This window comes from Streptomyces sp. NPDC039480 (genome assembly GCF_055597165.1).
Genome location: NZ_JBVITX010000009.1, coordinates 111,496 through 133,769 on the forward strand (window position 1 = coordinate 111,496; position 22,274 = coordinate 133,769).

The 22,274-nt window shown below is 71.8% G+C and carries 16 protein-coding genes, 2 tRNA genes and 2 pseudogenes; 4 read left to right on the plus strand and 16 right to left on the minus strand.

The window, feature by feature from the left end; translation table 11 throughout:
- Nucleotides 1–5: 5 nt before the first annotated feature.
- From ACZ56E_RS26710 to ACZ56E_RS26740, 7 genes and pseudogenes are all read right to left on the minus strand, one after another.
- Nucleotides 6–1,577, minus strand: coding sequence for a sensor histidine kinase (locus ACZ56E_RS26710; RefSeq protein WP_471217968.1), 1,572 nt, complete (start codon nt 1,575–1,577; stop codon nt 6–8).
- The gene (locus tag ACZ56E_RS26715) at nt 1,574–2,323 is read right to left on the minus strand and encodes a response regulator transcription factor (protein WP_398301659.1); all 750 of its coding nucleotides are present in this window, start codon (nt 2,321–2,323) and stop codon (nt 1,574–1,576) included. The genes ACZ56E_RS26710 and ACZ56E_RS26715 overlap by 4 nt, the downstream gene beginning before the upstream one ends.
- A gap of 79 nt (nt 2,324–2,402) precedes the next feature.
- Nucleotides 2,403–3,316 (minus strand): annotated as a pseudogene (locus ACZ56E_RS26720) (amidohydrolase family protein).
- The gene (locus ACZ56E_RS26725; protein ID WP_471217970.1) at nt 3,297–3,641 is read right to left on the minus strand and encodes an antibiotic biosynthesis monooxygenase family protein; all 345 of its coding nucleotides are present in this window, start codon (nt 3,639–3,641) and stop codon (nt 3,297–3,299) included. The pseudogene ACZ56E_RS26720 and the gene ACZ56E_RS26725 overlap by 20 nt, the downstream one beginning before the upstream one ends.
- Before the next feature lie 113 nt (nt 3,642–3,754).
- A complete protein-coding gene (locus ACZ56E_RS26730) occupies nt 3,755–4,648 on the minus strand; it encodes a DUF2797 domain-containing protein (protein ID WP_471217972.1) in 894 nt (297 codons plus the stop codon).
- 71 nt (nt 4,649–4,719) lie between these two features.
- Nucleotides 4,720–4,792: transfer RNA gene (locus ACZ56E_RS26735), tRNA-Arg, on the minus strand.
- Between the two features lie 204 nt (nt 4,793–4,996).
- A tRNA-Ser gene (locus tag ACZ56E_RS26740) sits at nt 4,997–5,087 on the minus strand.
- A 281-nt stretch (nt 5,088–5,368) separates the two neighbouring features.
- Between ACZ56E_RS26740 and ACZ56E_RS26745 the strand changes: the two genes are divergently transcribed.
- Both ACZ56E_RS26745 and ACZ56E_RS26750 read left to right on the plus strand, forming a co-directional pair.
- The gene (locus ACZ56E_RS26745) at nt 5,369–5,812 is read left to right on the plus strand and encodes an SSI family serine proteinase inhibitor (RefSeq protein ID WP_471217974.1); all 444 of its coding nucleotides are present in this window, start codon (nt 5,369–5,371) and stop codon (nt 5,810–5,812) included.
- Nucleotides 5,813–5,979: 167 nt separating this feature from the next.
- Nucleotides 5,980–10,527, plus strand: a complete 4,548-nt coding sequence (locus tag ACZ56E_RS26750; RefSeq protein WP_471217977.1) for a PAS domain-containing protein — start codon at nt 5,980–5,982, stop codon at nt 10,525–10,527.
- A gap of 25 nt (nt 10,528–10,552) precedes the next feature.
- On the opposite strand, the gene ACZ56E_RS26755 is transcribed toward ACZ56E_RS26750, so the two are convergent.
- Nucleotides 10,553–11,131: a TetR/AcrR family transcriptional regulator gene (locus tag ACZ56E_RS26755; protein WP_468607092.1), complete on the minus strand. Its 579-nt coding sequence runs from the start codon at nt 11,129–11,131 to the stop codon at nt 10,553–10,555.
- A 264-nt stretch (nt 11,132–11,395) separates the two neighbouring features.
- Here ACZ56E_RS26755 and ACZ56E_RS26760 point away from each other — a divergent pair, with 264 nt between their 5' ends.
- Nucleotides 11,396–12,610 carry an MFS transporter gene (locus ACZ56E_RS26760; RefSeq protein ID WP_471218388.1) on the plus strand — a complete coding sequence of 405 codons (1,215 nt, stop codon included), beginning with the start codon at nt 11,396–11,398 and terminating at the stop codon, nt 12,608–12,610.
- 35 nt (nt 12,611–12,645) lie between these two features.
- Here the strand turns inward: ACZ56E_RS26760 and ACZ56E_RS26765 are convergent, their stop codons facing one another.
- From ACZ56E_RS26765 to ACZ56E_RS26795, 7 genes and pseudogenes are all read right to left on the minus strand, one after another.
- Complete coding sequence (locus ACZ56E_RS26765; RefSeq protein WP_471217979.1) at nt 12,646–14,316, minus strand: long-chain fatty acid--CoA ligase; 1,671 nt, start codon at nt 14,314–14,316, stop codon at nt 12,646–12,648.
- Between the two features lie 117 nt (nt 14,317–14,433).
- Nucleotides 14,434–15,015 (minus strand): SigE family RNA polymerase sigma factor, encoded by a 582-nt coding sequence (locus ACZ56E_RS26770; protein WP_471217981.1) that lies wholly within the window; start codon nt 15,013–15,015, stop codon nt 14,434–14,436.
- Nucleotides 15,016–15,196: 181 nt separating this feature from the next.
- A complete protein-coding gene (locus ACZ56E_RS26775) occupies nt 15,197–16,033 on the minus strand; it encodes a glycoside hydrolase domain-containing protein (protein WP_471217983.1) in 837 nt (278 codons plus the stop codon).
- Between the two features lie 52 nt (nt 16,034–16,085).
- Complete coding sequence (locus ACZ56E_RS26780; RefSeq protein WP_471217985.1) at nt 16,086–17,252, minus strand: lipid-transfer protein; 1,167 nt, start codon at nt 17,250–17,252, stop codon at nt 16,086–16,088.
- Nucleotides 17,249–17,782 carry a MaoC/PaaZ C-terminal domain-containing protein gene (locus ACZ56E_RS26785; RefSeq protein ID WP_471218390.1) on the minus strand — a complete coding sequence of 178 codons (534 nt, stop codon included), beginning with the start codon at nt 17,780–17,782 and terminating at the stop codon, nt 17,249–17,251. Before ACZ56E_RS26785 ends, ACZ56E_RS26780 begins: the two co-directional genes overlap by 4 nt.
- A pseudogene (locus ACZ56E_RS26790) lies at nt 17,761–18,649 on the minus strand (bifunctional MaoC family dehydratase N-terminal/OB-fold nucleic acid binding domain-containing protein); the annotation flags it as partial. The gene ACZ56E_RS26785 and the pseudogene ACZ56E_RS26790, both read right to left, overlap by 22 nt.
- A gap of 233 nt (nt 18,650–18,882) precedes the next feature.
- Nucleotides 18,883–19,194 carry a hypothetical protein gene (locus ACZ56E_RS26795; protein ID WP_471217988.1) on the minus strand — a complete coding sequence of 104 codons (312 nt, stop codon included), beginning with the start codon at nt 19,192–19,194 and terminating at the stop codon, nt 18,883–18,885.
- A gap of 408 nt (nt 19,195–19,602) precedes the next feature.
- Between ACZ56E_RS26795 and ACZ56E_RS26800 the strand changes: the two genes are divergently transcribed.
- Nucleotides 19,603–20,499: a bifunctional DNA primase/polymerase gene (locus tag ACZ56E_RS26800; protein WP_471217990.1), complete on the plus strand. Its 897-nt coding sequence runs from the start codon at nt 19,603–19,605 to the stop codon at nt 20,497–20,499.
- 35 nt (nt 20,500–20,534) lie between these two features.
- Here ACZ56E_RS26800 and ACZ56E_RS26805 read toward each other — a convergent pair whose 3' ends face one another.
- A complete protein-coding gene (locus tag ACZ56E_RS26805; RefSeq protein ID WP_471217992.1) occupies nt 20,535–21,323 on the minus strand; it encodes a hypothetical protein in 789 nt (262 codons plus the stop codon).
- Between the last annotated feature and the right edge of the window lie 951 nt (nt 21,324–22,274).

Sequence of the window (22,274 nt, forward strand, 5' to 3'; positions counted from 1 at the left end):
GTCTGTCAGGGCTGTGTGCTGAGGCTGTGGCCCGACTGTGAGAGCTCAGCCACCTCGGACGGTGAGCCCAGCTGTGCGTCCTGCCCCTCGGACATCGCCGGGAGCATGACGGCGAACACGGTCCGCCCCGGCACGCTCTCGACCGTCACCGTGCCCCCGTGCGCGGTCACGATGGCCCGGACGAGCGCCAGGCCGAGGCCCGTCGAGCCCGCGTGGCGGGAGCGGGACGCGTCGCCGCGGGCGAAGCGCTCGAAGACCGAGGGCAGGAGGTCGGGCGCGATGCCGGGCCCGTCGTCCCGCACCTCCAGGCGCACGTGGGGCCCGGCCCGGCACACCCGGGCCGTGACCGTCGTGCCGGGCGGGGTGTGTGTGCGGGCATTGGAGAGGAGGTTGACGACGACCTGGTGCAGGCGCGCGGTGTCGGCGCGCACCAGGGCGGGCTCGGCGGGCAGTTCGAGCCGCCAGACGTGGTCCCGCCCGGCGGCCCGCGCGTCGCTGACGGCGTCGACCACGAGCGGTGCGAGATCACTGCTCCGGTACGAGAGCGGCTGCTCCGCGTCGAGCCGCGCGAGCAGCAGCAGGTCCTCGACGAGCCCGGTCATCCGCTCGGCCTCGGACTCGATCCGGCCGAGCGCGTGCCGCGTGTCGGGCCCGGTGGTCTCCCGGCCGCGGCGCGTCAGCTCGGCGTACCCGCGGATCGAGGCGAGCGGTGTCCGCAGCTCATGGCCGGCGTCCGCGACGAACTGGCGTACCCGTGTCTCGCTGCGCTGGCGCGCGTCGAGCGCCGAGTGGACGTGGTCGAGCATGCGGTTGAGCGCGGCGCCCACCTGTCCGACCTCCGTGCGGGGGTCGGCGTCGGGCGCGCGCTCGTGCAGGGCCACCTCGCCGCTGTGCAACGGCAGTTCCGCCACGCGGGTGGCGGTGCTCGCGATGCGGCGCAGCGGGCGCAGCGCGACGCCGACCATGGCGGCGCCGGCCAGCGACGCGGCGACCAGACCGGCCGCGGTGACGCAGACCTCGACGACGATCAGTGTGCTGAGGGTGTTCCGCACCTTGGCGGTCGGCAGCCCGACGAGGAAGTCGCCCTTGTGCCCGGTCGTGTACGTGACGCGGTACTCGCCGAGCCGGGGGACGTCCACGTTGTGCGGCTTCCCGTCCCTCGGCACGTCGGCGAGCGCCGCGACCTGCGCGGCGTCCAGCCGCGTCGCGTCCGGCACCGTGCCGCCGCCGTCATCCTCAGTGCTGACAAGGGCACGTCCTACGGAGTCGTCGTGCACCTCGGCGCCGAGTGCCCCGATCTCCTGCGGGCCCCGGGTGACGAAGTCCAGCGGGTCGCCGTCCGAGCCCGAGCCTTCCCCGGGGCCGGGCCCGGGCGGCAGCTTGTCGCCGCCCGGCGCGACGGCGGGCCCCGCCGCCCGCTGCGCGACCCCGCCGAGCGCGCCGTCCAGCTGCTCGTACAGATGTGACCTGAGGGCGAGGGTGGTGACGACCCCGATGACCGCGCACACCACGGCGATCAGCGCGACGGCGGAGAGGACGAGCCGTGTCCGCAGGGTCCCCGGTCCGGGACCTCTCACGCGGAGACGGGCACGGCGGCCTTGATCAGATAGCCCGCCCCGCGCCGCGTGTGGATCATCGGCTCCCGGCCTGCGTCGATCTTCCTGCGCAGATACGAGATGTAGAGCTCGACGACGTTGGCCTGGCCCCCGAAGTCGTAGTTCCACACCCGGTCGAGGATCTGCGCCTTGCTGAGCACGCGCCGCGGATTGCGCATGAGGTACCGCAGCAGCTCGAACTCGGTGGCGGTGAGATGGATGCTGTCGCCGCCCCGCGTCACCTCGTGGCTGTCCTCGTCGAGGGTCAGGTCCCCCACGACCAGCGTCGACTCGCTGCGCCTGTCGGCGGCGCCGGCCCGCCGGATGAGGCCGCGCAGCCGCGCCACGACCTCCTCCAGGCTGAACGGCTTGGTCACGTAGTCGTCGCCGCCGGCCGTGAGCCCGGCGATGCGGTCCTCCACCGCGTCCTTCGCGGTGAGGAACAGCACGGGCACGCTCGGCATCTCGCGGCGCAGCCTGCCGAGCAGGGAGAGCCCGTCCATGTCGGGCAGCATCATGTCGAGCACCACGGCGTCGGGGCGGAACGCGCGCGCGGCCCGTACCGCCCCCGCGCCGTCGGCCGCGCTGCGGATCTGCCAGCCCTCGTAACGCAGGGCCATGGACAACAGCTCGGTGAGCGACACCTCGTCGTCCACGACGAGCACGCGGACGGGGCTCCCGTCCGGCCTGAGCAGTTCGGTACGCGCCTGAGGCGTGGTCGTGGTCATGTCCCACACCCTGTGACGCGCCCCTGAGAGCACCCTTGCGCGAACCTGTGAATTCCCTGAGAAACGGCGCGGGTCGCACTCAGGGATCGAGCCCGAACAACCGGGCGCCGTTCCCGTGCAGCACCCCCCGCAGCCAGGCGTCCCCGAGCCCGAGCCGCTCCAGGGACTCCAGCTGATGGACGTACGCGTACGGGATGTTGGGGAAGTCGCTGCCCAGCAGCACCTTCCCGCCCAGATCCGCCAGGCGCGCCGACTCCTCCTTCGGGAACGGCATGAGCCGCTCGCTGAAGTCGGTGAACGCCATGGTCGTGTCGAGGCGCACCTCCTCGTACCGCTCCGCGAGGGTGAGGAACTCGGCGTACTCGGGCATCCCCATGTGCGCGACGACGACCGGCAGCCGCGGATGGCGCGCGAGGAGCCGGGCGACCGGCTCGGGTCCGGTGTGCTTGCCTGGCTCCGGGCCGGAGCCGCAGTGCATGACCACCGGCACCCCGGCCTCGGCGAGCAGGCCCCACACCGGGTCGAGCAGCGCGTCGTTGGGGTCGTAGCCGCCCACCTGCACATGCGACTTGAAGACCCGCGCGCGCCCGCCTCGACGGCCTCCCGCACATACCGGTCCACGCCGGGCTCCGGGAAGAACGTCGCCGTGTGCAGACAGCCCGGCGTGCGCCGCGCGAAGTCGGCGGCCCATCCGTTGAGCCACTCCGCCATGCCCGCCTTGTGCGGATAGACCATCGAGGTGAAGGCCCGCACCCCGAACTCCCGGAGAAGCTCGACCCGCCGCTCCTCCTCGTGCCGGTAGGTGATGGGCCACCGCACCACGCCGGTCGCGTCATAGGAGTCGAAGTACGCCCAGACCTTCCTCAGCACCCGCTCCGGCATGAAGTGCGTGTGCACGTCGACGAGACCGGGAACCCCGACCCGCTCCAGAAACCGCCGTACGGCGTCCCCGTCCCCACCACCACTGCCACTGCTACTCCCGCACAAAGCCATGACTCCGCTCGACCTTGGCGACATGGAGGACGTACGACTCGTACCAGTCCTCGCGCCCGCGCCGCTGGGCCGCACGGTGCTCGAGATCGCTCCGCCAGGCCTTGATGGCCTCCTCGTCGCGGAAGTACGCGACGGTGATGCCGAGGCCTTCCGGGTCGCGGGCCCCGTCGACGCCGAGGAACCCCGGCACCTCGGCGACCAGCTCGTCCATGCGGTCGGCGGTCTTCCCGTAGCCGTTGTCGCCCGCGGTGCGCACGGAGGAGAAGACGACGGCGTAGTACGGCGGTTCGAAAGGCCCGGCGGGACCTCTGGCGTGATCACTCATGGCGCCACATTCGGGCCCGCCCCCCGTGCCCGTCCACCCCTTTCCACCGTCTCTTGCCCAACGGTCAGCAGGAATTGACCATTCGGTCAGCGAGAACGCAGCGGCCGGGGCTCTCAGAAGAGCCCGTCCTGCTCGACGCCACCACCGCCGCTACCGCCACCCGCGGCCTCCACCGCCCGCACCGGCACCGTGACGCCCGCCCCCGCGTCGGCCGCCACCAGCTCCCACCCCACGAGGACGCGCGTATCGACGACCAGCGCGCCGCCGTCCGCGATCTCCAGATACAGGTCGGGCCCGGCCGCGGCGACGAGCCGCCCCGCGACCGCCCCACCGTCGACCAGCTCCCGCACGACCCCGCCCCCCGGCGCGGGCCCACCGCGCGGGCCGAGCCCGAAGGCCCCCGAGTGGTCCACGGCCTCGAAGGCCACCCGTTCCAGCGTCTCGGCCCACCCGTCGAGCGCCACGGCCCGCCGGTACAGCTCGTCCAGCTCCCGCACGCGCTCCGGCCAGCCGGGAAGCTCCGCCCGCACCCCGCGCTTGCGGGCGTACGCCACCCGGTCAGGCACCCCGAGCGCCGCCCGCAGCAGCTCCTCCGTACGCCGCGCCGCCATCAGCGGCCCGCGCCCCAACCAGCAGAACGCCACCGCACCCTGCTCCAGGAGCCGCACGGCCCCCCGCTCCTCCGCCGTGATCCCGACCTTGACCAGCCCGGCCCCGAACCACGCGAGATACACCCGGTACGTCCGCGGATCGTCGGGCACGCCGTCCGCCGCCACCGAGAACGCCCGGTCGAGCCGCGCACACTCCGGGCACCGCGCCTGCGTGGCCCGACCCGGCACGACGGCCCGCATCGGACACGCGTTCCCCCGCGCCCCCACACACCGCCGCTCCCCCACGGCCCGGAACCCGATGTCGCTCCCGTACGAGAGGGCACTGCGCCGGCCGCCCTCCCACCGCAGCACGGGTTTCCCTTCCGGCCACCCGAGCCCCGCGCACCGCCACTCCATCCCGCGACTCCCTCATCAACCCCGACAACGCGAAAGGCCCCCGGATCATCTCCGGGGGCCTTTCGACTGTGTGCACTCGGCAGGATTCGAACCTGCAACCTTCTGATCCGTAGTCAGATGCTCTATCCGTTAAGCTACGAGTGCTTGTTTTTTCTTTTGTTTCTGCCTTCGCTCCCCGGCCCTTCGGCCCGTTCGCGGCGACAGGAAGAACATTACATGACTGCCGCCGCCATGTGAAATCCGTTCCCCGGACCCCTTGTGAGCTGCGGAAACGTCCCTCAGCACGGCGGCAGGGCCATGACGCGCCGAAGCCCCGGTCCTCAGGGACCGGGGCTTCGGATCATGCTGCGGAGGCGGAGGGATTTGAACCCTCGATGGGCTTTAAGGCCCAAACCGCATTAGCAGTGCGGCGCCATAGACCGGACTAGGCGACGCCTCCAGCTTGCACACCTGCGCGAGCGCGGGGGGTGCGTGCAGATGATGACACAGCCGAGCGGCCTGTCACCAATCGCGGACTCCAAGGTACTAGTCGCGCGGCCCACAGAGCAAAGCGTTTCGCCGTGCCACAAGATCCCTCACGACACCACGCGACACCACGCGACCCCGCACGACACCGCAACGAAGCGCGGCGTACGGCGTTAGAGCGGTAGAGCCACCCGTCCCGTCGGACTCCGACCGTCCCGCGTCGGACTCCGGCCGCCCTATGCAGAGGAGCCCGCAATGCCCGCAATGCTGCGCCGTCTCGCCCTCACCGCCGCCGCCTCCGCCGCCGCGCTGTCCGCCCTGCCCGCCACGGCCCACGCCTCGGCCGACGCCTCGTCGCACCCCACGACCCCGATCGACCGGCTCACCGTGACGGTGAGCGACGCGGGCGGCGGAAGTGACGGAACGTACCGGCTGAACTGCCACCCGGCCGGCGGCACGCACCCGCAGGCGAAGGAAGCGTGCGCGCGGCTCGACGAGATCAGCGTCTACGGAAGGGACCTTTTCGCCCCCGTACCGCCCGGCACGATGTGCACGATGCAGTACGGCGGCCCCGCCACCGCCCGCATCACGGGCACCTGGCACGGACGGCCCGTCAACGCCACGTACGACCGCAGCAACGGCTGCGAGATCGGGCGGTGGAACGCCCTCGTACCGGTGCTGCCCGCGACCTCCGCGTGACCAGGCAGTACCGAAAACTCACATCTTCTGCGTGCGACCTCCCTCTCATCCGGCGTCGCGCGCACAACCACTCCCCGTAGACTCCCTCCCGTGACACGCCACGGGCCGAGGGGCAAAATGGCCTGAGCGAGTCGGCAAGCAGCGGTAACCAGGGAGGAAGCGTCGTCGTGAGCAGCAGGCCATCCCGAGGCGCTGCTCGCCTCGCAGCCATACTCGACGCGCTCCCTGACGCGCTCGTCCTCGTCAACGCCAACGGCACGGTCGTGAACGCCAACGCCATCGCGCTGGAGGCGTTCGAGACTCCCGGCACCGCGCTCGTGGGGCGCGGTCTGCTCGATCTGCTGCCGGAGTTCGACTCCCGGCTCATCCCCGGGTCCATGCGGCGTCCGGACACGATCGACGAGCGCGGGCGCACCAAGCCGACGCGGATGACCGCCCGGCGCACGGACGGCAGCGAGTTCCCCGTCGAGGTCACCAGCTCCCCGCTGGAGGACGGCAGGGACGCGTACGACCAGTACGGGTACACCGGCGACGAGCTCCTGATGCTCGTCGTGCGGGACCTGTCGGGCACCGTGGACACCGAGGCCGAGCTGGCGCGTTCGCAGCGGCAGACCGAGATGATCCTGCGGGCCGCGGCCGAGGGCGTCGTCGGCACGGACACCGACGGCCGGGTCGTCCTCGTCAACCCGGCCGCCGCCCAGATACTGGGCTTCCGGGCGAGCGACCTCGGCGGGCAGGAGCTGCACCCGCTGGTCCTGCACTCGCGCGCCGACGGCGAGCCGTTCCCGTACGAGGAGTCCCCGCTCGCCGACACCCTGCGCTCCGGACGCAAGCACCGCGTGCGCGGGCAGGTCCTGTGGTCCAAGAGCGGCGCCAAGGTGCCGGTCGACCTCACGACGTCGCCGGTGCGGGACGGGGACCAACTGGTCGGCGCGGTGATGACGTTCACCGACCGCAGGCCCTACGACGAGCTGAACGAGAAGTACGAGGCCGCCCTCGCCCGGCACGCGGAGGAACTCACCGCCGCCGCGGAGGAACGCGCCGCCGAGATCAAGGCCGCGGAGGAGCAGCGCGCCGAGGCCCTCGCCGCCGAACAGGAGCGGTACGCGGCGCTCGCCGAGCGCGAGAAGGACCGCTTCGAAGAGCTGGCCGAACGCGAGAAGGCGCGGTACGACGCGCTGGCCGCACGCCACGAGCAGCTGCTCGCCGTGCTCGGCTCGTCCCTGCGCGGCCCCCTCGACGAACTGCGCCGCGAACTCGCCGCGCTCGCCTCGGACGACGCGGGACAGCTGTGGCCCGAGGCCAACCAGGTCCTGCACCACCTGTCGGCCGGGTACGCCCGGATGACGACGCTCGTCGACAACGTCCTCGGCTTCCAGCGGCTCGACGCGGGCGCCGAACAGCTGTCCCGTACGACGGTCATGCTCGACGCGGTCGTCGCCGCCGGCGTGGAGGGCGCGGTCGAACTGATCGGTCCCGGGCGCGCCCAGTTCGCGGTGCACGCGCCGCCGATCGAGCTGGTGGCCGACGCGGAGCGGCTCGCCACGGCGGTCGCCCACCTCGTCGCGGACGTGGTGGGGATCGACGCGACCGGCAACTCGCGCGCGGGTGGCTATGCGGGCGGCTATGTGGACTCGACCGTCGTCGTGGCCGCGGCGCAGCGAGGCGAGGTCGTCCGCATCGAGGTGCGGGGCCCGTACAGCGGGGGAGACCCGGTGCACGAGCCGATCGTGCGGGGCATCGTGCGGGCCCACGGAGGCGTCCTCCAGACGCATGAGGTGCCGGGCATGGGCGGCAGCGCGTATGTCCTTGAGGTGCCGATCGGGGCGGGGTCTACGGAGAGTGTGAGTTCCGGGGCCGGGTCTACGGAGAGTGTTGGTTCCGGAGCCGCGTCTGCGGAGAGCGTGTCTTCTTCGGGTTCCTCGGGTTCCTCGGGTTCCGCAGTGCCTTCCGGGGGTGCCGCTCCGGGTAGTGCGGTGGTGGTGCCCGAGCAGGCGTCGGCCGCTTCCGGTGGCGGGCGCCGACGGGCTCGGCGGCCCTCGGTGGACTCCTTCCTGGAGAGTGCGAGTTCGAGTTCGAGTGCTGTGCCGGGAGCCGCGGGCTCTTCCGGTGGGGCCGGGGCGGAAACCGATACCGATGGCTCCGGTGTTGCTGGTGCGCAGGGTGCCGCGCCGAGCGGCGGTACGGGGCGGCGCAGGGGTCGGCGTGCGGCGGAGGCCTCTTCTCCGGAGACGCTCGGCGGAGCGGTGGCCACGGAGCTGGTGAGCGGCCCCGGCACGGGGACGCAGGCTGCGGAGGCGGCCAGTGGCGGTACCGGACGGCGACGCGGTCGGCCGAGTGCCGCAGAGGGCACCGAAGGTGCCGTGATGACGGCGGCCGAACACGCGGCCGGGTCCGCCGCGCTGGGCGAGACGGTGCCGCCGCAGGGCGTGCCCGTTCCCGACGGTCCGACGGGCCGCCGCGCCCGGCGTGCCGGTGAGCAGCACGCGCTGCCCGCGCTGGCCTCGGGGCCCGCCGAGACTTCCGGGGCCGCCGGAGCCGTCCCGGGTACCGAGCTCGCCGCGGTGGAGGCCGGACACGGTGACGCCGCGCGGCCGACGGGGCGGCGGGCGCGGCGTGCGCTGGCCGCCGCCAGGGAGCGTGCCGCCGCCGAGGAGGCGAACAACGGCCGCGTCTTCGCGCTGCCGCCCGCCACGGCCGACCGCGCGCCCGGCCCGGAAGCGGCGGGCCAGAACCCCGCGGGCCAGGAGTACGCGGCTGTCGAGGGCGACACCGGGCACCATGCCGCGGCCGTACGCGGGGGGGACGACCACACCCCGCCGCAGCCTCACCCGACGCAGGCGCCGACAGGACGTCGTGCCCGACCGGCGGCTCCGGGGGGTCCTGCGGTGCCGGGGGCTCCGGTGGCTCCGGGTGCTCCCGGTACTCCGGGTACTCCGGGCGCCGGACAGGCTCCCGGTGCCGTTCCTGGCGGGGTGGTGCCTGCTCAGGGGATGCCTGCTCCGGGGGCACCGGCTCAGGGAACGCCCGCCCACGGAACGCCCGCTCACGGGGTGCCGTCTCAGGGTGGTCAGGGTGGTCAGGGTCCGAGGGGCCCGCAGCAGGGCGGCCGGGGCGCCGTCGCCGAGCCCGGACCGCTGCCCGCGCCGCAGCCGTGGCCGGACGGCACCACTCCGGCGCAGGGCATTCCGACGCCGGCGCACGGGGCCGCGCTTCCGCCCGAGCGCGGCGCGCAGGCCAGGGCCGCGCAGCCGCTGCCCGCCGAGGCCGCGCCCGCCGCGCCCGGTGACCCCAACTCGACGCAGGGGCGCGCGATCAGCGTGCGCACCCTCGGTCAAGGCGTGCCGTTCGGCCAAAAGATCGGGGAGCAGCAGCGCGGACCGCAGGGTGGACTGCAGCACGGTCCTCAGGGTGGACCGCAGGGCGGTGGCCCGGTCGTACCCGGCCAGGGCCAGCAGCCGTCGCGGAACGCCCGCATCCCCGAGTCGCCGCAGCCCCCGCTGCCGCCCCAAGCACCGCAGGCACCCCAGACGCCTCCGCAACCTCCGACGCCCCAGTCCGGTCAGCCGACGGCGGCGCCCACACCGGCGACGGGCGCGGGCCCGATGCCTGCACCCCAGGGCCCGGAGGCCTCGCCCGCCGACCCGCAGCAAGCCGCCCGGACACCTGGACAGGCACCCGCCCAGCCCCAGGCTGCTGCCGCGCAGTCGCACACGCTCGGCGGCTCCGGGCGCAGGCGCAGGCTGGCCACGCCGCCCGAGCCGGCGGCGGACGGGCGCCCCGAGGCCTCGGCGCGCCCGCACCCGCAGCCGCAGCCGTCGGCTCCGGCGCACCCCCAGTCCCGTATCGGGTCCACCACGGAAGGAGCCGGTCGTTCGTACGCGATCGGTGCCCCGGACGAGGACGCCGACGAGGGGCCTGAGCCGCTGGACGGACCCGGCGGCGCCGTCGAGGTCGCGAACCGGCCCCAGCCGCAGCCGATGGACGACGAGCTGCCCCCGGAGCCGCTGGACAACCCGCGCCGTCTCCTGGTGTGGCCCGCGCCCGACGCCACCACCCAGCAGGCGCTCAGCGACCGCGGCTACCGCCCGGTGATCGTGCACTCGCGCGAGGAGGTCGACGCGCAGATCGCGGCGTTCCCCGCGGCTCTCTTCGTGGATCCGCTGACCGGCCCGATCACGCGCACGGCGCTGCAGTCGCTGCGTCAGGCCGCCGTGGCCGCCGAGGTGCCCGTGCTCGTGACGGCGGGCCTCGGTCAGGCGACGCGCGAGGCGGCGTACGGCGCCGACCCCGCCGTACTCCTGAAGGCCCTCGCGCCGCGCGACAGCGAACAGCACCCGTCACGCGTCCTGCTCATCGAGGAGCACGAGGAGATCGCGCTCGCTCTGACCGCCACTCTGGAGCGGCGCGGCATGCACGTCGCGCGGGCCGAGAGCGACGCGGACGCGGTGACGCTCGCGGCACAGATGCGGCCGAACCTCGTGGTGATGGACCTGCTGCAGGTACGTCGCCGCAGGGCGGGGATCGTCGACTGGCTGCGCGCGAACGGCCAGTTGAACCGCACTCCGCTGGTCGTCTACACCGCTGCCGTCGACGAGACGGAGCTCCCGAAGCTCGCAGCGGGCGAGTCCGTGCTGTTCCTGGCGGAGCGCTCCACCAGCACCGAGGTGCAGAGCCGGATCGTGGACCTGCTGGCGAAGATCGGCACGAACTAGCGGGTCGGCCGGAGCACGGGCGGCATCACGCGGCCGTGATGCGCCGTACCGCCGCCTTGATGGAGGCGCGCAGCCGCTCGCGCTCGGCGTCCTCGTCACCGACGAGAATCCGCCGCATCTGCGGCACGGCCGTGGACCAGCCGGCCAGCGCGACCACCATGAAGAGCAGGTGGGACGCGGGGATCTCGTCGCTGATGACGCCCCGTGCCTGGGCGTCGGCGAGGACGGCGACCTTGCGGTCGTAGTGGTCCTGGCGCTCCCGCTCGTCGGGCAGCTCCTCCGTGCCGTACTCGATGCCTTCCCAGAAGAGCAGGCGCAGCAGCTCGGGATGGGCGGCGTGGTAGTCCATGAGCCGGTCCAGCCAGCCGTCCATGTCGTCCGCGTCGACCGGGTTGGCGACGGCCATGTCCAGCATGCGCTTCTCCAGGACCTGCGCGAACAGCTCCGCCTTGTTGCCGAAATAGGCGTAGATGAGCTGCTTGTTGGCCTTCGCCTCGCTCGCGATGCGGTCGATGCGGGCGCCCGCGATGCCGAACCGGGCGAACTCGGCGACCGCCGCATCGAAGATGCGCGCCTTGGTGGCCTCGGGGTCTCTCACTGCCATGAGCACAGGTTAGGCGAACCCGTTCAGGTAACCAACTGTTTGGTTGCTTGACAGGGCGGTTTCGACGGGCGCAGACTTTTCTCACGACCCAACCAACTAGTTAGTTACTACGGTCCAGCCACACCCCCTTGCCCGTTCCCGTCCCTGTCCCCGTTCCGGGAGGAGTCCCCGCCCGTGCCCTCATCAGCGACCTCCACCTCCACTTCCACTTCCACTTCCACACCGACATCCCCCCTCGCCACCGCACCCCCCACTCCCCTCCCCATCCCACCCACCGCCTTCCTCGTCCTGATCGCCGTCTGCACCGCGGTGACGGCCGCCAACATCTACATAGCCGCGCCGCTGCTCCCCCTCATCGCCCGCGACTTCGGGTCGACCCCGTCGGCCGTCGCGTGGATCGCCTCGGTGGCCCAGTTCGGGTACGCGGCGGGGCTGCTGTTCTTCGCCCCGCTCGGCGACCGGGTCGACCGCCGCAGGCTCGTCGCGGTGCTCTCCGTCGTCACGGCCGTGGCGCTCGGCCTGGGCGCGGCAGCCTCGGGGGCCACCGCGCTCGCCGCCGCCGTCCTGGTTGCGTCCGCCGCGACGGTCGTGCCGCAGCTGCTCGTGCCGCTGGTCGCCGAGCGGGCGCCCGCGCACCGGCGGGCCAGCCATGTCGCGGCGCTCATAGCCGGCCTCTTCACGGGCATCGTCGCGGCCCGCGTCCTCGGCGGCCTCGCCGGCCAGGCCTTCGGCTGGCGTTACGTCTTCGTGGGCGCCGCCGTCCTCACAGCACTGCTCGGCCTGGCCTCCGCCGCCGTGCTGCCCGCCGAGCACCGTCGGCGGAGCGGACCGCTCTTCGCCGGTCTCGCCCAACTGCCCGCCGTGGTGCGGGGCTCCGCCGAGCTGCGGCGCGCCTGCATACGCCAGGGCGGGATGTACGGGGCGTGGAGCGCACTGTGGACCTCACTGGCCCTGCTGCTCACCGGCACCGGCGGCGGCAGTGGCAGTGGCAGCGACGGTTACGGCATGTCGACCGCCACCGCCGGCCTCTTCGGCCTCTTCGGTCTCGCCGCGGCTGTCGTGGCACCGCTCGCGGGCGGCCTGGTCGACCGCTTCGGCGCGGCCAAGGTGGTCTCGTCCGCATACGGCACAGCGGCTGTGTCGGTGCCGCTGTTCTGGCTGGGCGGCGGGGCACTCTGGGCCCTGTGCGCGGCGGCGGTCGTCCTCCACATGGCGTTGGTCGCCAACCACATCGCCAACCAGACGCTCGCGCTGACGACGACCTCCACCCCCGCGGTCGCCAACACCGCCTATGTGGTGGCCGGTTTCGCGGGCGGCGCGATCGCCTCCGCTCTCGCGGGCACCGCTTTCACCCACTGGGGGTGGACCGGCGTGTGCGCGGTCGCCGCACTCTGGCTCACCCTCGGCTGGGCGACGACCGCGATACCGGTCCGCCGCCCCCGCCGCCCCCGCCACCCCCGCCGCGCCGGAGCCGCGTGAGCAGCCCGGGAGCAGCGTGAGCGGCATGTGTGGCGTCAGAGCCGCGTGACGTCCAGCTCGCCGTCCGCGTACTGCCTGCGCAGCACCTTCTTGTCGAACTTGCCGACGCTCGTCTTCGGGACCGCGGGGATGACCGCCCAGCGCTCCGGCAGTTGCCACTTGGCGATGTGCTCCGCGAGGAAGTCGCGGAGGGCGGCGTAGTCGGCGGTCGCGTGCTCCTTCAGGACCACGGTGGCGAGGGGGCGTTCGCCCCACTTCTCGTCGGGGACGGCCACGACCGCGGCCTCGGCGACCTCCGGGTGGGACATGAGGGCGTTCTCCAGCTCGACCGACGAGATCCACTCGCCGCCCGACTTGATGACGTCCTTGGCGCGGTCGGTGAGGGTCAGGAAGCCGTCCGCGGAGATCACGCCGACATCGCCGGTCTTCAGCCAGCCGTCCTCGCTGAACTTGTCCTCGGGCCGGTGCATCTCGCCGCCCGCGCCGCCGTAGTAGGCACCCGCGATCCAGGGGCCGCGCACCTCCAGCTCACCGGCGGACTCGCCGTCCCACGGCAGGTGTTCGCCGCCGGGGCCGACCAGGCGGCCCTCGACGCCGGCGGGGAAGCGGCCCTGCGTGAGCCGGTAGCCGAACTCCTCGTCGGTGCCGATGGCGTGGGCCGGCGGGCGGGCGACCGTACCGAGCGGGGACGTCTCCGTCATGCCCCAGGCGTGACAGACCCGCATCCCGAACTGGTCGAAGGCCTCCATCAGGGCGGGCGGACAGGCCGAGCCGCCGATGGTGACCTGGCCCAGCGAGCTGACGTCACGCGGCTTCGCGGTGAGTTCGGCGAGGAGGCCCTGCCAGATGGTGGGGACGGCGGCCGCGTGTGTGGGCCGCTCGGACTCGATCATCTCGGCGAGCGGGGCGGGTTGCAGGAAGCGGTCCGGCATCAGCATGTTCACGCCGGTCATGAGGGTGGCGTGCGGCAGTCCCCACGCGTTGACGTGGAACTGCGGGACGACGACCAGCGTCGTGTCGGCGTCCGTCAGGCCCATCGACTGCGCCATGTTGACCTGCATCGAGTGCAGGTAGATGGAGCGGTGGGAGTAGACGACGCCCTTGGGGTCGCCGGTGGTGCCGGAGGTGTAGCACATGGCTGCGGCGGCACGCTCGTCGAGCTCGGGCCAGTCGTAGGCGGTGGGCTTGCCCGCGAGCAGTTCCTCGTACTCGTGCACCTGCGCGTGCGAGCCCTCGAGCAGGGAGCGGTCGCCCGGGCCCGACACCACCAGGTGCTCGACGCTCGTCAGCTGGGGGAGGAGCGGTGCGAGCAGGCCGAGGAGGGAGCCGTTGACGATGATGACGCGGTCGGCGGCGTGGTTGACGATCCACACCAGCTGGTCGGCGGGCAGCCGCAGGTTGAGGGTGTGCAGGATGGCGCCCATGCAGGGCACCGCGAAGTAGGCCTCGACGTGCTCCGCGTTGTTCCACATGAAGGTGGCGACGCGCTCGTCGTCCGTGACGCCGAGGTCCTCGCGCAGGGCGTGGGCGAGCTGGGCCGTGCGCTCGCCGATCTCGCGGTAGCTGCGGCGCTGCGGGTCGCCCTCGCCGGTCCAGGTCGTGACCTGTGATGTCCCGTGCACGGTCATGCCGTGCCGGAGGATGCGGGTGACAGTCAGCGGTACGTCCTGCATCGTGCTCAGCACGGCGTCCTCCTGGGGCGACATCGCCTGCGCGCCGTCAAGGGCTGCGCGGCAGTAAGGGATGGCGCTGATTCTGCGCGCATACCACTTGGTATGTCACTACTCCAGGGGATGATCGATCATCCGCCCCGACCCGCCCGCTCAGCGGACCGGCGTGAGTTCCGGGTCCTCGCGGAGCTTGCCGAGCGCGCGGGACACCGCGCTCTTGACGGTGCCGACGGACACCCCGAGCACCTCGGCGGTCTGCACCTCGCTCAGGTCCTCGTAATACCTGAGGACGACCATCGCCCGCTGCCGCGCCGGCAGCTTCATGATCGCGCGCCACATCGCGTCGCGGAGCACCTGCTGCTCGGCCGGGTCCCCGCCCGGCGTCACATCCGGCTCCGGCAGCTCGTCGCACGCGAACTCGTCGACCTTCCGCTTGCGCCACTGCGACGTGCGCGTGTTCAGCAGGGCCCGGCGCACATAACCGTCGAGCGCGCGATGGTCCTCGATCCGGTCCCACGCCACATACGTCTTGGTCAGAGCGGTCTGCAGCAGGTCTTCGGCATCGCTCGGATTCGCGGTCAGCGAGCGGGCGGTGCGCAGCAGTACGGGCTGGCGGGCCCGCACGTAGGACGCGAACGACGGGTACGTGGAGGGCCCGGTGGCCCGCGTCGGACCCGTGCCCGGCGTCGCGGCCGTGGAAGCGCTGGTGCACACGGACACCATGGATGCGGTCATGGCTCCACGCTAGAAGCGCCCCCTACTTCAGCGGATCGGCCGGAGGTCCCGAAGCCGTGTCCGCCTCAGGTTGTACGAGGGGTGTTGTCTACACCTCCTACAGGTGGAGGAGACGGAGCACGTCTCTGAGGGTTCGCCCCTGAGAGCCGCCCGGGCGCCGACCGCCCGGGCGGCCGTCCGGCTAGCTGATGCGCGCCACGGGAGCGTGCACCATGTTGCGGTCGATCACCAGCGTGCGCCCGCCGTGCCGCTCCTTCACGTTCCCCGCGTACTGGTGGATGCGCCGCGCCGGGCGCCACGCGTTGTCGCTCAGCGCGGGCTCCCCGTACAGGTGCGGCTTGGTGCGCCAGCGCGCGAACCACATCACCGACGGCAGGTCGCGCACGCCCGCACGCCGTGCCGCCTCCATGTGCCGCACGCCGGAGTCGGCACTGCTGTAGAAACCGGGGACGTAACCCTGTCTGCGCACTTCGCGGTCCCAGGAGCGGACGAAGGAGAGCGTGGTGTTCGCGCAGCTCTTGTTGCGGTAGGCGTACGCCTCCATGTCCAGGTAGAGCGGGCTGTCCTGCCGGATGCCGACGGCCTTCGCCGCGCGTACCGCGTCACGCCCTTCCTGCGTCCCCTGACTCCAGGGGTTGCGTCCGATGCGTACGTTCTTCTTGTTCTTCGCCACGACGCACGGCGACTGCGACCCGACGTACAGCGGAAGGACTCGCCAGCCCATCCCCGTCACCGCGCGCATCCAGGCGTGGTTGAGCTGCGGCTGCCGCTTGCAGGCCCGGCCGCGGCCTCCGAAGTACACGCCGACGGCGCCGTACTTGGACTGCCGCCAGCGCCGCATGGTGTCCGTGGACCGGGTGAGGCAGGTGTCGAAGGCCCAGCCGCGGAAGGTCGACACCTTCGCGGCCGCCCGACGGTCGGTGTGGTCGGAGGCGGCACCCGGTGGTGAGGCGGTCAGGTCCGCGGCCAGGGCCGTCAGGACGAGGACGAATCCAATGATCATCGTTCGAAGACGCATACGCCGAGTGAAAGCGTCCGGGCCCGATCCGCGGCAGGGACACGCGCCGCGTTCAGCCGTCCGACCGCAGAATCAACCCCGATGTGGGAACGCCCGTGCCCGCCGTGACCAGAGTGCGCGCGGCGCCCGGTATCTGGTTCACCGAGGTGCCGCGCACCTGCCGGACGGCCTCCGCTATGCCGTTCATCCCGTGGAGGTACGCCTCTCCCAGCTGTCCGCCGTGCGTGTTCAGGGGCAGCCGCTCCTCGGCGACGAAGCCCGCGGCCTCGCCCGGCGGGCAGAAACCGAACTCCTCCAGCTGCATCAGCACGAACGGTGTGAAGTGGTCGTAGAGCACCCCGACGTCGATGTCCCCCGGCGCCAGCCCCGAGGTGCGCCACAGCTGCTTCGCCACGACGCCCATCTCGGGCAGCCCTCTCAGGTCGTCGCGGTAGAAGCTGGTCATCTGCTCCTGCGCCCGGCCCGCGCCCTGGGCCGCCGCCGCGATCACGGCCGGTGGGCGCGGGAGGTCGCGGGCCCGCTCCACACTCGTGACGACGACCGCCTGGCCGCCGTCCGTCTCCTGGCAGCAGTCGAGGAGCCGCAGGGGCTCGACGATCCAGCGCGACGCGGCGTGGTCCGCGAGCGTGATCGGCTTTCCGTGGAAGTACGCCGCGGGGTTGGTGGCCGCGTACTTCCGGTCCATGACGGCCACATGACCGAAGGCCTCCGGCGTCAGACCGTACGCATGGAGATAGCGCTGGGCCGCCATCGCCACCCAGGAGGCGGGCGTCAGCAGTCCGAACGGCAGGGCCCAGCCGAGCGCGGCTCCCTCGGCGGACGGTTCGCGCCGCTGCACCCCGGAGCCGAATCTGCGCCCCGACCGTTCGTTGAACGCGCGGTAGCAGACGACGGCCTCCGCCACCCCGGACGCCACCGCGAGGGCCGCCTGCTGGACGGTGGCGCAGGCCGCCCCGCCGCCGTAGTGGACCCGGGAGAAGAAGGACAGCTCCCCGATTCCGGCCGCCTGCGCGACCGTGATCTCGGGGCTGGTGTCCATGGTGAAGGTGACCATGCCGTCGATGTCGGCCGGGGTGAGCCCGGCGTCGTCGAGCGCGGCGCCCACCGCCTCCACGGCCAGCTTGAGCTCGCTGCGCCCCGAATCCTTGGAGAACTCCGTGGCCCCGATGCCGACGATCGCAGCCTTCCCGCCGAGGCTGTCGCGCGTACGGACACTCATGCGGTGCCTCCCGCGGCGGGGACCGTGACCGTGACCGTGCCGGTCACGTGCTTGCCGAGGCCGTTGGCCCCGACGACCGCGACGACAGCTGTGACGACGGCCGTGTCGCCGTCGGGCGCGGCCTCGACGTCCTCGACGTCCTCGACGGTTCCGGTCAGCACCATCGTGTCCCCCGGGTAGTTGGGTGCTCCGAGGCGTATCGCCACCTTGCGCAGCACGGCGGCGGGGCCGAAGTGGTCGGTGATGTACCGCCCGACCAGGCCGTTGGTCGTGAGGATGTTCATGAAGACGTCGGGGGAGCCCTTCGCCCGCGCGAGCTCCGCGTCGTGGTGCACGTCCTGGTAGTCGCGGGACGCGATGGCCCCGGCGACGATGAGCGTCCGGGTGATGGGAACCTCCAGCGGCGGCAGCGCCTCACCCTTCGTCACACCGATGCCCTTCGTCACACCGAAGCCCTTCGTCACAGCTCCCCCTTTGCGATCAAGTCGCCCACCGGGGGCTGTCCTCACGCCCTCGACGGCCCGGAACACCGGCAGCTCCAGCTCCGCGTCCACCCGCTGGAACACGAGCCGCACCGGCATCCCGATCCGCACCTCGTCGTACGGCACCCCGGTCACGTTGCTGACGATGCGCACGCCCTCCGCCAGCTCGACGAGCGCCACGGCGTACGGCGGGTCGAAGGCGGGGAAGGGCGGGTGGTGCATGACGACGTACGAATAGACCGTGCCCTCGCCGCTCGCCTCGACCGTGTCCCACTCGGGCGAACCGCAGGCGTTGCAGCCGGGGAGCCAGGGGAAGCGGAGCGCGCCGCAGCCGCCGCAGCGCTGGATCAGCAGGCGGTGCGCGGCGACGCCCTCCCAGAAGCCGGCGTTGTCCCGGTTCACGACCGGGCGGGGGCGCTTGCCCTGCGGTTTCCGCTTCGCCGGGGCGTACTTGAGGATGCGGAACCGGTGGGTGCCCGCGAGCCGGCCGCCCGCGCGGACGTCCATCCGTGTCGTGACGAAGTGCCCCGTGCCCAGCTTGGTCGTCTTGCGCTCCGACACCGACTCGATCACCGCGTCGAAGGTGATCTCGTCACCGGGCCGCAGCGCCCGCAGGTACTCCTGCTCGCAGTCCGTGGCGACCACCGAGGTGTACCCGGCCCCGTCGAGCAGGGCGAACAGCTCGTCGTACGCCTCCGAGCGGCCCTCGTGGCCGGAGAGCCCTCCCATCGTCCAGACCTGGAGCATCGTCGGGGGCGCCACCGGGTCCGCGCCCCTGTACGCGGGGTGCGTGTCGCCCATCGCCTCGCACCAGTGCCTGATCATGGGTTCATTGACCGGGTCCTTGCCCAGGCCCGCCTCCGCCGCCGGCCTGCCCTCGAACGCCCGTAACTCCTCGTACGCGATCTCCTTCACCGCCGTCCCCTCCGCGTGTTGACCCCGGCAAGGGTTTCTGACTGTCCGTCAGGTACGTGTCGGGTGTCAAGGGAGCACCCGCCACCGACTGCACGGCGGAGGCGCCCCCCGACACGCCCCCGCCCCCCGAACACGCCTGTGCGGCGGCACCGAAGTACCGCCGCACAAGAAGCGTCACACCCCACCATTCACGCCCCTTGGAGCCGTCCCGAGCGGCTCCAGGAGGCACCGGCTCACCAGAGCTGGTCGAAGTTGACCGCGACGTTGTCGTTCGACTGGTCGATCGTCGTGAAGCCGGGGCCGTTCGCCTGGGCGGTGTTGTTCTGGTTGGAGGCCCCGTTGCCGATGGCCTGCTGCTGCGTGGTGGTCGAGTTGCCCCCGTTGTCATCACCCACGCCACTGCCGTTCACAGTCGCCACACCCGCGTTGGATCCGTTGTTCGCGAAGGCTCCGTTGTCCGCCATCGCGACGCCCGAGAAGAGCGCGGCGGCCAGCGGCACGGCTGCTGCGGCGGCGATGAGGCGGGCGCTACGGATACTTGCCATGTCTGTTTCCTCCAGAGCAGGAGGTACGTCCCGGCCGAGGCCCGGCGTACCTGAAGTACGGCTGGATCCAAGGCAGTTGGCCGACCGCCCCGGAGTGTGCTGCACGACGTCGCGGGTCCAGAGTTGCCCACCGAATCCCCGGCGAACCACCCCGGAAGCCGTGATTCCCCCGCAAGCGTGAGGACATATCGATAAACGCTCCTCGCGCCCCTCCGGTCTGCTCAGAGGCCCGAGGGCCCCCACCCGAATTGCGGCCCGGGCCGGGCATCGCACGAGGTGAAGCGTTACGGCAGCCTTCCTCCCGGAGGGCGCGCAGGGGGGCGGCGCCCCCTCCCTGATCACCCCGTCCGGCCCATTGTCGGCCCGCTCCCTCTTCCCTTCTTCGAACATGCGTACGAAAATGAGGGCATGGCCACCACCGACCGCCATGCCACCACCCTCGCGCTCGCCCACGCCCTGTCGGCCGCCGAACGCGGCCTCGCGGTGATCCCGCTGTCCCGCACGAAGCTCCCGGCCCTGCGCTCCCCCCACCACGGAGACCCCAGGCCCGCCCTCTGCCACGGCGAATGCGGACGCCTCGGGCACGGCGTGTACGACGCGACGACCGACCCCCGGCGCATCCGCGAACTCTTCGCGGCCGCCCCCTGGGCCACCGGCTACGGCATCGCCTGCGGGCTGCCGCCACACCATCTGATCGGCATCGACCTGGACACCAAGGCCGGTACGGACGCCTCGGCGGCCCTGCGCGAACTGGCGCTGCGCCACCTCTTCACGATCCCCGACACCGTCGTCGTGATCACACCCAGCGGCGGCCGCCACATCTGGCTCACCGGACCACCGGACACCGTGATCCCCAACTCGGCGGGCCGGCTCGCCCCCGGCATCGACGTCCGGGGCGCCGGCGGCTATCTCGTCGGTCCCGGCTCCCGCACCGAGCACGGCCTCTACAGCACCGCGCCCGGCACCGCCCAGCTGCCCCCAGCGCACTGCCCTCCGGCACTGTTGCGCCTGCTCACGCCCCCACCCCGCACGCACCAGCACGCACCCCGCCCGGCCGACAGCTCACCGGCCGGACACCCCGACGCGTTACCCCAACGCGGCCAGGGACTGGTGCAGTTCGTACTCGCGGCACACGAGGGCCAGCGCAACACCCGCCTCTTCTGGGCCGCCTGCCGGGCCTACGAGAACGGCATCGGCGAAACCCTGGCCCCACAACTCACGGACGCCGCACTCCGCGTAGGCCTCACCGAACGCGAAGCCCACTCGACGATCGCCTCGGCAGCCCGCCTCACAGGCAACGCGTGACCCAAACCGGCCCCCAGGGGCCCTGCACATGGGCTCTAACCTTTCGTCGGGGAAGAGGTTCCCGATCTGATCTCAATACGCATGTCGTCGCTCTCCTTGATGACATACGTCGAGTTCTCCCGCCTCCATCCGAGAGGCAGCAGGTAATACCGGTGATCACGCTCGATCAGCAGTCGAAGATTGGTGTACCGATAGCGGAAGTGTGCGCCTTCCCCCAGGTCTTCGACGCGAGGGCCTGGTGGGGCAAAGCTCAACTGTTCGGCACTCAGCAGAATGACGCTGACTCGCCGAACCAAGTGTTGTGTGTCCTGACGAGCGTCCTTGCGCCCCAAGTCCGCAGCCCCCAGGGCCGCCACCCAGACCAGGCAGAGGCCGGCGATCATGAGGGACGCCGCGAACCTCCAGACCGGTTCCCGCGGTTGACCTGGAGGATTCACCGAGCGAACGCGACCCAGTAGCACTCCGGTTGCCACGAGGAGTGGGGCCGCCCACGCGAATGGCTGAATCCGAGACCAGAGCACCATTAACAGCGCTCCGGCGGCGATGAATACATAGTGGGATTTCGCCGCCGCGTGCCCCACCGCCGCCATCTTGCCCAAATACCGTTCGGGAACCCGCAGATAACGCAAAAGTCGCGGAACCGCCGGCAGCAGAAGCGCCACGGCCAGAATCTCGAGGGCAGGCATAGTGGCGAGCCGGAGGCTGCGGATCACCAACTCGTCGGGACTTAATCCCAGGGCGAAGTTGTCCAGATGAAAGTACCCGAAGTATGCGTTGGTGTAGATGTAACCCGTGTACAGCATCAGCACGCCGATGAATGCCACGGTCCCCACGGCAGAGTTGAAGAGTTCCAGGTTGGGGCCGCTGTCCTCTGCTGGAGCAGGCTCTCGGCGGTGCCGCAGCAATCGGTTCGACTCGCGCGAGGAGGCGGGAGAGCCCGCGAGCCGTCGGTTACGCACGGCACCCGACCTGCTAGCCATCGGGACTGTCGCGACGCTGGCTGTCCGGCGGGGCAGAACACGTGGCGTCGGGCGGCGGCGTCGGCCAGCAAGGGTTGGGAGGCGGAGTCGACGGCGGATCTCCGACGAGACCAGGACCTTTCGTGTCGTAGGAGCCGGGGTCCCTCGGCTCCGGCCCCAAGGGTGGGATGCCGCGATCACCACTCCCCACGTCGTCCTGCTGGCCACCAGGCGGCCCGGGAGTCGTATCGTCCCCGTCGGCTTCCCGCCCGTCGGAAGGGCTGCCCTCCTGCCCGCCTGACGAGCTTCTCGCTTCACCTCTACTACTCGCACCCGGCGCACCTGGTTCGTGCCACCCACCAGGAGTCCCATTTCGACCGTCGTGACCAGGAGTTGATTCTCCGGGCGCATCGCTCCCCTGCACTGTGGCAATACCTGTGGGAACACCTGTGGAGGCTCCGCCAGACGGCTCCCCCGAAAAACGACATGCACTGATCCCCAGACCCGTAACCGTCGTCAAGACGAGTGCAGCGCCGACCGCCGCCATCCGAGATCGCTGCATGTGTGCCCCTGGCGCCTGCTAGTCACGATGTGCAACCAGAGATTCTCACTGTGTGCAGGTCATGCGGGCCTGTTGAGCCCGAACTACGAAGGTTGACGCACGGGGCCGCTACGTTCCGCAGCGTATCGGCGCCTCATAATCTGCTGTACGAAGGATCCCGAGTTGTCATAGCATGGTCAGGCTTCTGCTCCGGAGATCTCGGCAGCAGCGGCCGGAGTTCCTGTTCCTTCTGCGTCGATCTTGAGGTGACGTCC